Below are 12,472 nucleotides of genomic sequence, written 5' to 3'. Positions count from 1 at the left end.
TTCTTAGCGCTTTGTTTTACTCACAGCCTCCATCAGCCCACGCATATACCCGATAGCGTAGAGCGTTCCGATTGTACTATAGCCAGGGTATTGATTGCTATCTCCTGCCATCGTAGGAACATGGTCAGGACGAATCGCGCCTCGGAATCCAATTTCATAATAGGCTTTCATGGCTTCATACATATCAATGATTCCTTCATCGTGAAAGGTCTCTTCAAAATTGTATTTATCTCCGCGCACATTTCTAAAATGCACAAAGTGAATACTTTTGCCAAACTCTTTGATAAGCTGTGGGATGTTGATGTTTTTGTCCATCAATGCAAAATTGCCTTGACACATCGTAATACCATTGCTCGGACTCGGATACATTTTCAATAGTTTTTTGAAAGAATCTACCGTATTCATGATACGCCCTATTCCTCTTACACTATCCACTTGCGGGTCGTCGGGATGCATCGCTAGCTTGATACCCACTTTTTCGGCTTCGGGCACTACCGCTTTCAAGAAATAGTCTAGGTTTTTCCACAAACTTTCTTTCGAAAATTCTCCGTATGAAGTAAGCGGGAGTGATTTGATAGCTTCATTGTCAAAAGCCGTTACCAATGCTCCTCCACGGCCAGGGCGGTCGTTTTGGGTACGGTACCAGCCTATCACGGGCATCCAATTGTAGCATATGGTATCTATTCCCACTTGGGAAAGATTTTTCATGAATGTAATAAAATTGGCGATTTCTTCGTCCCGCCCTTCCAATCCTAGTTTGGTTTTTTCGCCCAAGGAAGGCGGGCCTTCTATTACCCTAAGTTGAAGCCCCACTTTATCCCATGCTTCTTTCACGGCTTTGACGGCGGTCATTTCCCAAGGCTTGACCTCTTTCAATCCCACCATCGCGGGGCTGATGCCCCCCACTGCTCCTAGCACATCAAGCTGCTTAGTCAGGGCTATTTTTTGTTCGTTCATTCCAAAAAAATATGCCTCACAAAGCTGCATTCCTGCATCTTTTGTAAAAATACGTAAGTCTTCATTGGAATGTTTTTTGGGCGAAACTACCGAAGCTCCACCCATAGTGAGGATCGCAAAAGAAGTGCTTTTTTTGATGAAAGTACGGCGAGAGTGTGACATAGGTCTTGGACTTTAAGTTACATTATTTTCAAAGTCCAAGGCCGTCAGATACCTACTGTTTTTGAGATTGAGTTTTATCTTAAATAGGCTTATTACATCCATCCACGCCTTTTAAAATACACCAACAGCCCCATAGCCAGTACCAGCATTCCGCCCAAGGTATAAAAATAACCATCAGGGTGACGAAGCTCAGGCATATTATCAAAATTCATCCCATAAATCCCCACTATAAAAGTCAAAGGCATAAAAACCGCCGAATAAATCGTGAGCGTTTTCATGACACTGTTCATACGCGAGCTGAGGGTCGAATAGTGAATATCAATCAACCCCGTCAATAATTCCCGATTAGAATCAATGGAATCGATGGCATTGGTGACGTGGTCATGTACGTCTCTAAAATAAGGGAATACACTCTTGCTGATGAGTTTAGAGTTTTCGCGAAGCCCTTGACTGAGCATATCGCGCAAGGGCCACACATGCTTGCGCATCAAAGTAAGCTGACGTTTTAGGTTATAAAGTTGCCCGATGGGGTCTTTGTGTTTGCCTGCTAAAATCTTCCCTTCAAGCTCCTCCAACTCTTCACTTACTTTTTCAAGGATTTCGAGGTAATTGTCTACTATCAAATCTATCAACGAAAACAACAGATAATCCGCGCCATTGCGGCGGGTTTTGCCCACAGATGCTTTGATACGCTCCAGTACGGGTGTGAAAATATCGCCCGTTCTTTTTTCTTGAAAAGAAATGAGATAATTAGCTCCCAACACAAAACTCGTATGCTCGGCATCTATCTGCCCTTCTTTCTCATCCCAATAAAACATCTTCAGCGTCACAAACACATAACTATCGCCATAAAATTCGATTTTGGGCTTCTGCTTGGTATTCATAATATCTTCTAACACAAGCGGATGAATATTATGCAGCTTGCCCACGGTTTCAATGACCAGTGGCTCATGAATTCCGTCCACATCAAGCCAACTGATGTAGGGCTTATCTCCCGATATTTGGCAGTCTTTAAGGTGTTTGAGGGAACGATGTTCGTAGTATTGCTCATTGTACTCCACCAAAGTAAGGGTAGTATCATGTGCTACTTCGGGCCCTACATATACGAGTGTTCCGGGCGAAAGACCAAACCTAGAAGACGAGGGAGGTGTCATATCAGCGATTGTACTTATGATAAAATAGGCTTAAAGATGCATCATCCGAAGCACTTTTTCTACATCCTCTGGCGTATCAATGCAGTGACTTTCGTAAGAAGTAAGCACCATTTTTATTTTGTAGCCGTTTTGTAGCCACCGCAATTGCTCCAACGATTCGGCTTTTTCCAAATCTGAGACAGGCAATTGAGTGATTTTTTCTAATATATCCGCACGATAGGCATACATTCCCACCTGACGATAGTAGGTATGATGTTTGTGCCATTCTTGTGGGTCAACGCCTTTCAAAAATGGTATCACCTGACGGCTAAAATAAATAGCTTCGAAATCTTGATTTACAATCACCTTCGCTTCCCCCATATCAAACAACAATTCGTGGTCGCTAACCGGAATCATCTGCGAGGCCAATTCTACCTTGCCATCAAGCACTGCCCCTAATTCATCAATTTGCTCAGGTGCGACAAAAGGCTCATCGCCTTGAATATTGATAACATATCGTCCTTCTTTTCCGTAAGTCGATACCGCTTGAACTGCTTCCCAACATCTATCTGTTCCGCTTGGATGGTCGGGGTGAGTCATTACTGCTTTACCACCAAACGACTGGACATGCTTAAGAATACGTTCATCATCAGTAGCAACGATAACATCTGAAAGGCACTTTGCCCGCAAGGCCTGCTCGTATACGCGTTCAATCATGGTTTTACCTTGAATGTCGATGAGCGGTTTTCCGGGGTAGCGCGTCGAAGCATAGCGTGCGGGTATAATTCCAATAATCATTTCAAGTAAATATGTTATACTCTTAAAAAGAGTTCTGTCGAAAATTAACAAAGTTTTTGGCTACAAATTTCAAAAAACTTTACTCAAAAACACTCAAATCCAGCTCAAAACCTAATAACACTTCTTCGCCAGAGACTTTTTGGGCAGTAAACGGAACACGTGAAATCGTCCCGTTTTGTCGATATACCCATACTTCTTTGTCCGCAAGGTCGATAAGCCAGCCCAACCGTACATCGTTTTGAATATATGATTTCATTTTAAGTTGAAGTTTTTGGAGGCTATCTGTTTTGGAATGCAGCTCCGCCACAAAATCAGGGGCAATGTGCGCAAACTGATTTTTTTCACTATCGGGCAAGGCGTCAAACCGTTCTTTGAGGATAAAAGACGCATCTGGCGCGCGCATGGAGCCATCTTTGAATGTAAAGCCTGCGGAGGAGCTAAAGGTGTATCCTAGCTTTGCGGTATGATTCCATAGCTCAAGAACAAACAGCAACTTATTCTCGTAAAATCCTGATAAAGTATTGGTAGGTGACATGATAATGATATTTCCTTCGGCGTCTCTTTCGATGTTGAGCTCGTCGTTCATGCGACAAAATGCCAAAAACGTGGCATCGTCCCAACGAATTTCCTCAGGCAACTTCAATACATATTCATCCAAGGCGACCATAGTTTTAACCGCGTTTTTTTACCAAAAATAACAATTTCAGTTCCAAACCCCAAAAGTCATCGAAAACCTGTAATTTTGCGGCCTATTTTGTAACCGTTATCTGTTGAATTGTTAATAGTTATCCGTTGAAGCTATCATCAATCTCCAAATAACGGCTAACCGATATACTGATAACAGAAAAAAATGGAATACAATCACCGCGAAATCGAAAAAAAATGGCAGCAGTTTTGGGAAGAAAACCAAACCTTTAAGACCGAAATCGACCACAATAAACCCAAATATTATGTCCTCGACATGTTTCCCTATCCTTCGGGAGCGGGTCTGCACGTAGGGCATCCACTGGGTTATATTGCTTCTGACATTATTTCGCGGTATAAAAGACTTAAAGGATTTAATGTTTTACACCCAATGGGTTTTGATAGCTTTGGATTGCCCGCTGAGCAGTATGCGATTCAAACGGGTCAACACCCAGCCATTACGACTGAGCAAAACATCAATACATTTATTTCTCAGCTAAAAAACATTGGTTTTAGCTACGATTGGAGCCGTGAGATTCGTACCTCTGACCCCAATTATTACAAGTGGACGCAGTGGATTTTCATGCAGTTGTTCAATCACTACTATGACCGTACAGCCGACAAAGCATTGCCAATCAGTCATTTGGTTGAGCAATTTGCGCAAGGTGGTTCGGCAGCGGTGAATGCCGTTTGTGATGAAGACGTGACGGAGTTTAGCGCAGACGAGTGGAATGCGATGAGTGAAAAAGAACAGCAATTGGTGTTGTTAAAGTATCGCTTTACGTTTCCCGAAGAATCGTTTGTGAACTGGTGCCCAGGCTTAGGCACTGTCCTTTCAAACGACGAAGTGAAAGACGGCGTGTCGGAGCGTGGTGGGTTCCCGGTGGAGCGTAAATTGATGAAACAGTGGGCGATGCGCATCACTGCCTATGCCGACCGTTTGTTAAATGGGCTAGATACCATCGACTGGCCTGAGCCATTGAAAGAACAACAACGCAACTGGATTGGTCGCTCACAGGGAGCATCCGTAAAGTTTGCTGTTGATGGTCAAGATAAACTAATTGAAGTATTTACGACCCGCGTTGACACTATTTACGGCGTTAGCTTTATGGTCTTAGCTCCAGAACATGAGTGGGCTGCTGAACTCACAACTACTGCCCAAAAGGCCGACGTAGAAGCCTATATCAAGTGGGCGGCAAGTCGTAGTGAGGTAGATCGCATGGCCGAAAAGAAAGTGTCAGGCGTGTTCACGGGAAGTTATTGTATCAATCCGTTCAGCGGAGAAAAAGTACCTATCTATTTGGCCGATTATGTTTTGGCAGGATACGGAACAGGGGCTGTGATGGGGGTTCCTTCGGGTGATCAGCGCGACTGGAACTTTGCAACGAATTTTGGTTTGCCCATTATCCCGATTTTGGATACCCAAAAAGACACTGACCAACAAGCTGACAATACCAAAGAAGGTCATTACATCAATTCGGGTATTATCAACGGAATGACGTACCAAGAGGCGACCGACACACTTATCAAGTGGTTGGAAGAACGTAAATTGGGTAAGGGTAAGGTACAATACCGCTTGCGTAATGCGGTGTTTAGTCGCCAACGTTATTGGGGGGAACCTGTGCCTGCTTATTTCAAAGACGGTGTTCCGTACTTGATTGATGAGGCAGATTTGCCATTAGAATTGCCCAAAATTGACAAATACCTTCCCACCGAAACGGGCGAACCGCCACTAGGCCGCGCCGAAGGGTGGAAATACAAAGGAGAATACGATTATGAATTGAGCACAATGCCAGGTTGGGCGGGCTCGTCGTGGTATTGGTACCGCTACATGGATCCTCAAAATAACGAGGCATTTGCTTCTAAAGAGGCCATCGACTACTGGCAACGTATCGACTTCTACTTGGGTGGTTCCGAACACGCTACGGGGCACTTGTTGTACAGCCGTTTTTGGAACAAGTTCTTGAAAGATTTGGGCTTAGTACCTCACGAAGAATTTGCGGCGAAGTTGGTGAATCAGGGTATGATTCAGGGACGGAGTAATTTTGTGTATCGCTTGAAATCAAGTGATAATGCAAAACCCGTTTTTGTAAGTTATGGCTTGAAAGACCAGTACGAGACGACCAAATTGCACGTTGATGTAAATATGGTAGAAAACGATGTTTTGAATACTGAAGCCTTCAAAAACTGGCGTGAAGACTTTGCCAATGCTGAATTTATTTTGGAGGATGGCAAATACATCTGCGGTTGGGAAGTTGAAAAAATGTCAAAATCGAAGTACAACGTCGTAAACCCTGACGACATTGTTGACAAATACGGTGCTGATACCTTGCGGATGTACGAAATGTTTTTGGGGCCATTGACCGACGCTAAACCGTGGAATACCAACGGCATCAGCGGAACGTCGAACTTCTTGCGTAAGTTTTGGCGATTGTTCTTTGAGGACCAAACGGGTAAATCGAAATTGGTGGATGCCGAGCCAACCGCCGACGAATTGAAGGTATTGCACCGTACCATCAAGCGCGTGGAGGAAGACATTGAGCGTTATTCGTTTAACACGGTTGTTTCGACGTTTATGATTGGGGTCAACGAATTGAGTGATTTGAAGTGCCACAAAAAAGCCATCTTGAAAGAAATGGTCATTTTGTTGTCACCGTATGCCCCTCACATTACCGAAGAACTTTGGGTGGCTTTGGGCAACGAAGCAGGAACATTGACCACCGCTCCGTTCCCTGTGTTTGAGCCCAAGTATTTGGTAGAAAGCTCGTTTGAGTACCCAATCCAGATCAATGGTAAAGTTCGTGCCAACCTCGCTTTCCCTGTCGATATGTCAAAAGAAGACATCGAACAAGGGGTGTTGGCCAATGATACGGTTCAAAAATGGTTGGAAGGCAAAGCACCTAAAAAAGTGGTAGTCGTTCCAAAACGGATTGTAAATGTTGTTTTATAACGAAAATATCATAAACTCAACGTTGGCAAGGTTTTGAACCTTGCCAACGTTGAGTTTATATTCTTACTACAAAGGCATTCTAAAAGCAGAGTCTCTTCAATTCAACGGTAAAGTTTTGTGCTAATATTACTTTTCCTGTCAAAATAAGAGCAAAAAGATTTATAAAATGGGTTTACCAAGACTTATAAAACAAACCTAATTGACTCATGGAGGGTAAAAATAGGGAAACTGCTTTACTTTTACCTTAGCATAAAGCAAGAATTAAATTATTAGAAATGTTCATACTATCTCCCATACGCACCCGTACGATGCACAGCTATGTAGTAATCTACGCAGAATACAGCGTTTTTTTAGTGGGTATGCGGTTGATTTAGATCTGATTGCCCGTTGGTTAAGAGCTACGTAAATTCGAACTTAACTCGACAGGGTTATCAAAACCCTGTGCCAATCGTTCAAAATTAACGCTTTGAACTTTTATCCGTGCTGCATTTATGGGTAGTTCTTTACCCAAATAATCCTGTAAATCACTATGTTTAGCCAACTTTTTGCCTTCTTTGCCATATCTTTTGAGTTGTGGTGACCCACAAGATAACAACTCGGGGCGGAAAAGCCTTTTTTGTCATGTACTTATATCGCCCATAATAACGCGTTACTCATATGGCCGACTTACGGAATAATAAAAGAGGCTATGGAGGTCTTCTCTTCCTGATTATTTAGGGTGTGTTATTTTCGTTTGCAATGATGGTATTGTAATCATAGTCTGTAGTTGAGTGGCTTCACAAATTCAAAAGTCAGAAAGCATCTCAATCAATATACCCCATCTCAGTTAAAGCAGCACGGGCTTTACCATCAATCGTATTTTTATATTCATGTTTTTTGTAGGATATCGCCTGATTAAAGAAGTCTTTAGCCAACGGACGTTGCCCTTTTAGTTGATAAATATAGCCAATCTGCAAGGACGAACTTGCACCAAAATGCCAGTTTTCTTTCTCATTTAAACGAATAGCTCGCTTAAAGTGCTCAATAGCTTTTTCGGGTTGATTGTTTTTTTGAAAAATTCGGCCTACCCGAAAATTATATTCAACTTTCTCTTTCAATGTAATCAGTGCTTTCTCCGATAAATTTGTTGCTAATCTTGCGGCCTTTTCGTAGTATCCCCCATCAGTAGCTAACCGAATTTGAAGGAGGCTCTTATTAGGTAATTGATGGGTCTTGGTATAATTTTCATAGAACTTTTCGGCGGCTTTATCTGCTTCTGAAATCGTTTTTCCAACGACCGGAATTTTGGACAGTATTTGTGTTGCCTTTGATTCTTCCCCTGTTAGCCAATAGCAAAGAAATAATTTAAAATATGTTTCTTTGAGATAGGTGCTTCCTTTGAAGTTTTCTAAAAAATGAGCATATTCTCGCCCTGCTGATAAATAATCACCCCTGTATAAATGAACATCCGCTTTGTATAAATCTAAAATTGGGAATGTAGGATACTCCTCGCCAAATGAATATTTTTTCAATAGAAAAGCGGATTGGTCAGCTTGGCCGGTTTTAAGTAATATACTGACAGCAATGATGTAAAAACTCAAGCAGTCAGGGTGATTTTCAAGGACCTTAAGTAAATTTACATTTTCTCTCTCACCAAATTTCAATAAATATTCTTGCAAAAAAAAGGAGATTAAAGAGGCTTCCAACCCCCATATCTCATCTTTTCCAGCCAATTTTAACTCCTCAACACCCTGTTTAATATTACCCTTTATACCTAAAAGCTTAATTACCCAGTTATAATTTTCGGGTATTGATCCAATCAAAATATGCAAACAACCTAAAGATTTAAGTTGAGGCACAAAATTGGGAAAGAGCTTTTGATTTTCTTCTAATAAACGAGCCGCCTGAACGATATTCCAGGCCGCTTTAACTTCATTGCCAAATTTAATTTTGACCACTGCCAGTTGCATCTTTACTTCGGCCCTTAAAAATCGGTTATAGGGTGAGTTTTGATTCAATTGTTCAATGAATTCCAGCCGTTTTCCTTCTTTGTTTACAAATCTTTCATAAGCGGCTTCGCTATCCGAATTCAGCACTTCAATCATATCTATATAATTAGATAGATAAATTTTAAACGGATTTGATGGTTTTTCGGCAGCAATCAGCTTTTGGGATGTAGGAAGCTTGAGTTTAAAAACCTCAAAATAGGCTTTTTGAAGATTTGGTGTAAAATCAAAATCATTAGCAAAAACGCTTTGGAAAAGCACGACTAAACAGATCATGAAGGGAAAACGGAGTATCATATCAGTATTGATAAATGCGGTTTACCAGATTTTGGGTTCGAAAATGGAGGCAGCTACTTTTTCTGTCCAAATTTTTGGTACAAATAAGTATTTCGTACATTCTTATTTTCAATAGAGAACCGCCCAAATGGAATTGTATTAAGTAATTCCTGAATTATTTCGACATTTCACTTCTTTTATCTTTTGATTTAAAAATCGGATAGCCCAGTTGAACATACCAAGGCTCTTCATAATACTCTTCCAGCCCGATCGTCTCAGGATATTGGCGCGTTATTTTACCTGTCCCGAAAATGATGTCCCAAATAAAAAACATGTTTCCGTAGTTGCCGTTAATCACTCCAATACCATCTTTATCGCTTGCGGCATGATGAGCATGATGGGTAGCCGGAGTAGAAATGACTCTTTCCACTACCCACATGATGGGATGAAGCCATTTAATGGCGTACAGGGGTTTATCCCAACGAATACTGGAATGAGCCGAAATCCCGATCAGTATTTTCAGGAAATAACCGATAATAAATGCTTCCCCAAACCCAAGAAAAACCAATGTTGCAGAAACAATCCGAGAGGGAAAAAGCAGCAAATAAACCCATGAATTTCTTCCAGATAGAAAAACACTCATTTCTGGTGCGGAATGATGCACTCGGTGTCCTTTCCAAAGCCACTCATAAGTATGCGCTGCGCGATGCCACCAGTATTGAGTAAAATCCTCCAAAATGCAGGTAATAAGCACGCCGGCCCAAAGTGAAATCCCCGAAAAATAATTATAATAATCAGGGAAAAAGTAGTTGAGCACATAGGCCGTAAACAGAAAACTCAACGGGCGCGTAATGACACTTGACAGCGCCAATCCGGCAATGGTAATGTGCCATTCGTTTTTGTTCCATTTTCCGCTTTTAAAAGCTCCTGTCAAAAATTCAGCTATGCTGAACGCGATTAGCAAACCAAGAATCTCATAATAAATTAAGCTGTCGGTAAACTTCATGATTGAAAAAAATTAAAATGAACAATAATTAAACTTATATATCCTATAGATTTAGAGCGTATTTTGACACAAATTTTTTGAGTATTCTTTCCGCTACATTCACATCTGACCCTACATCAGGTACAAACCAGATTAGCGAAAGAGAAAATACGAAACTGCCAAAGTGATGAAAATATTAAAGATTTGGGCGATCAAAAAGGCATAGAGCGGTTTTTTGTTTTCAGCATTGAATAGATCTGAAAAATTGGTCTCGAGGCCAATGCTTGTAAATGCCAACGCAAACCATAGTCCCTGTAAATTTTTAAGACTTCCCTTGACATTATTGACCGTTTCGGGAGTAAGGAAAAACGAAAACAGTACCGAAGCAGCCAAAAAACCGATAACAAACTTGGGAAAGCGTTCCCAAATAATACCCGCCGTTGGTTTTGTATCTTTATCTTTGGCCAAGGGGTGGTTGGTATACGTCCAGTAAACAGAAATGGCAAAGGCAGCGACGCCTAAGAGAACATTTTGCGAGAACTTAACAATAGTACTGATTTTCAGGGCCGTTTCTCCCACCAACGTACCTGCGGCGGCTACTGCGCCAGTGGTGTCAATAGTACCGCCCAGCCAAGCTCCTGTTACTTCTTCCGAAAGCCCCAACCATTTGGCAATGTAAGGCTGAAAAATCATCATAGGCACTGCCACAATCAATACTAACGAAATAACATAGGAAAGTTTTTTTGAATCCCCTTTGATGGCGCCCGCCGTAGCAATAGCCGCCGAAACCCCGCAAATAGAAACGGCACTCGAAATAATGAGAGAAAGCTCTTCGTCGATGCCCAGTTTTTTGGAAACCCAAAACGCAAAATACCAGACCGAAATCACCACAATCAGTGCTTGAATCAACCCTAAAGAACCTGCTTTAAGAATATCGGAGAAGATAATGGTGGTTCCCAAAAGTACTAGTCCGATTTTTACAAATACTTCGGTAGAAAGTGCTGATTTGAGCCAATTGGGTAGTTTCACAAGATTGCCTATCACCAGCCCAATCGCCAAACTGAAAATCACCGCTTCCAGATTAATGGATTTTACACCGCTGTTTCCCGCAATGATGAGGGCAATAATGGTTAAAAAATAGACAACAGGCAAGCCGATCAAAAAAGGCTTTATTTCTTTACCCGTCAGTGAAGCACCGGCAATCGCGATTACCACAACTGCAATGAGTTGAATAAGAATGATTTGTAGATTTTTCAAAGAAAGTACTTTTTCAAACAGATCGGAAGTACTTTCCCAACCAAAGGTAGGTACGGGCAATACAAAGCCAGCAAGAGTAATCAATAAAATTGCAAAGCCCAATACTACTACCGTCCAGTCTTCGGAAAGTAAGGGATTTTTAGAAATCGAAGGCATTTTTTGAGAGATTAGGTTTAGAGATATGCTTTACGGGAATCGACAAAACGGGTAAAATTTGTACTGCCAAAACCAAGATGACTTAGCCTTGGCAGTATAAAAACGCTATTTGTTATTAGCTTGAGTAGCCGGAGACTGACGACGTGCAGGTTCTTTAATGACCTTACGGTTTAAAAGATCATATTTTTGACCGTTGCCCAAGAAAAAGAACGGGCCGTTGGAAGCCGTATTTACTTCCTGATTGTTCACGGTATGTTTATCCCCGTTTCCAATAATGGTATTGTAATCATAAATCACAACGTACGATTTCCCAAGTACCTCCAACGAGTCCTTTTGCACCACAATGGAAGTAGACTCATCCAAGCCAATGCCGATCAATTCTGGTGAATGTTTGATAAATTCCACCAAATCAAACTCACGATTTCTACGCAGCAAGTGTTGGTCAATGGCTGAATTTTTCAAAAATCCAAGCCCCTGTGTATGGTCTCCCACTAGAATATGCGGCCCTTTGGTATCGCCGCGCCAGAGGAAAGAACCCTGAATACTGGCCCCTGCCGATGAACCGGCAATCACACCTCCACGATCCAACACCTCTTGGAATGCCTGATGCGTGAGCGTATTTAGGTAAGAATCAGCAATACGCCACTGACGGCCCTCCTACAAAAAATACTCCCGTTGCTTCACGAAGTGGCGCTACAAAAGCCTCACTGTTTGCTTCTTTGAGGCTTTTAGTATGTAGAAGCGTAACTTTGGCTACCCCTGTATTTTTTTTTAGAGATTCCACTGCGGCTGGGTTCAAAGCGGCAGTGTCTCCGGCAGCAGCAGTCACGACCACCAATTTTGCTTTTTCTTTTCCGCCTGCTAGCTCCACAAATTTACTCCATATTTCGGGAGTGACTTGTCCACCACCAATGATAATGAGCGACCCGTTTTCAGGGCCATGTCGTGTGGAAGATTTTTCATTGACTCGAATCGGAGTTTGGGCTAGTACCCATTGAGTACTAATGCGAATCAAGAGTTGAAAAAGATGTAAATGCACAAAGCGGTAGCGATTTTACCAAAAATATGTAACAAAGTACCCTTATCAGAACGGCATTTAGCGGCATTTTGAATGTCAGTATGTTCAATA

General features: G+C 41.9%; 10 protein-coding genes. 1 reads left to right on the top strand and 9 read right to left on the bottom strand.

What is annotated here, in order from left to right; translation table 11 throughout:
* Nucleotides 1-3 precede the first annotated feature (3 nt).
* The 4 genes from P1X15_RS04295 to P1X15_RS04280 all read right to left on the bottom strand — a co-directional run bounded on the left by P1X15_RS04295 (nucleotide 4) and on the right by P1X15_RS04280 (nucleotide 3,717).
* Nucleotides 4-1,119, bottom strand: a complete 1,116-nt coding sequence (locus tag P1X15_RS04295) for a mannonate dehydratase (RefSeq protein WP_277336910.1) — start codon at nucleotides 1,117-1,119, stop codon at nucleotides 4-6.
* Between the two features lie 92 nt (nucleotides 1,120-1,211).
* Nucleotides 1,212-2,273 carry a magnesium/cobalt transporter CorA gene (gene corA, locus P1X15_RS04290; RefSeq protein ID WP_277336909.1) on the bottom strand — a complete coding sequence of 354 codons (1,062 nt, stop codon included), beginning with the start codon at nucleotides 2,271-2,273 and terminating at the stop codon, nucleotides 1,212-1,214.
* 30 nt (nucleotides 2,274-2,303) lie between these two features.
* Nucleotides 2,304-3,050, bottom strand: coding sequence for a 3-deoxy-manno-octulosonate cytidylyltransferase (gene kdsB, locus P1X15_RS04285; protein ID WP_277336908.1), 747 nt, complete (start codon nucleotides 3,048-3,050; stop codon nucleotides 2,304-2,306).
* Nucleotides 3,051-3,129: 79 nt separating this feature from the next.
* Nucleotides 3,130-3,717 (bottom strand): Uma2 family endonuclease, encoded by a 588-nt coding sequence (locus tag P1X15_RS04280; protein WP_277336907.1) that lies wholly within the window; start codon nucleotides 3,715-3,717, stop codon nucleotides 3,130-3,132.
* Nucleotides 3,718-3,900: 183 nt separating this feature from the next.
* Here P1X15_RS04280 and leuS point away from each other — a divergent pair, with 183 nt between their 5' ends.
* Nucleotides 3,901-6,684, top strand: a complete 2,784-nt coding sequence (gene leuS, locus P1X15_RS04275; RefSeq protein ID WP_277336906.1) for a leucine--tRNA ligase — start codon at nucleotides 3,901-3,903, stop codon at nucleotides 6,682-6,684.
* A gap of 803 nt (nucleotides 6,685-7,487) precedes the next feature.
* Here leuS and P1X15_RS04270 read toward each other — a convergent pair.
* The 5 genes from P1X15_RS04270 to P1X15_RS04250 form a co-directional block, all read right to left on the bottom strand.
* On the bottom strand, nucleotides 7,488-8,966 hold the full coding sequence (locus P1X15_RS04270) for a lipopolysaccharide assembly protein LapB (protein WP_277336905.1): 1,479 nt from the start codon (nucleotides 8,964-8,966) through the stop codon (nucleotides 7,488-7,490).
* A gap of 154 nt (nucleotides 8,967-9,120) precedes the next feature.
* On the bottom strand, nucleotides 9,121-9,951 hold the full coding sequence (locus P1X15_RS04265) for a sterol desaturase family protein (protein WP_277336904.1): 831 nt from the start codon (nucleotides 9,949-9,951) through the stop codon (nucleotides 9,121-9,123).
* A gap of 132 nt (nucleotides 9,952-10,083) precedes the next feature.
* On the bottom strand, nucleotides 10,084-11,343 hold the full coding sequence (locus P1X15_RS04260) for a YeiH family protein (RefSeq protein ID WP_277336903.1): 1,260 nt from the start codon (nucleotides 11,341-11,343) through the stop codon (nucleotides 10,084-10,086).
* Between the two features lie 105 nt (nucleotides 11,344-11,448).
* The gene (locus tag P1X15_RS04255; RefSeq protein ID WP_277336902.1) at nucleotides 11,449-11,934 is read right to left on the bottom strand and encodes a cyanophycinase; all 486 of its coding nucleotides are present in this window, start codon (nucleotides 11,932-11,934) and stop codon (nucleotides 11,449-11,451) included.
* Nucleotides 11,935-11,974: 40 nt separating this feature from the next.
* Entirely contained in the window at nucleotides 11,975-12,382 is a 408-nt protein-coding gene (locus P1X15_RS04250) for a hypothetical protein (RefSeq protein WP_277336901.1), read from the bottom strand.
* Between the last annotated feature and the right edge of the window lie 90 nt (nucleotides 12,383-12,472).

The sequence above is a fragment of the Runella sp. MFBS21 genome, from assembly GCF_029433105.1.
Taxonomy (GTDB): Bacteria; Bacteroidota; Bacteroidia; order Cytophagales; family Spirosomataceae; genus Runella.
This window is presented reverse-complemented; position numbering and strand designations above follow the sequence as displayed.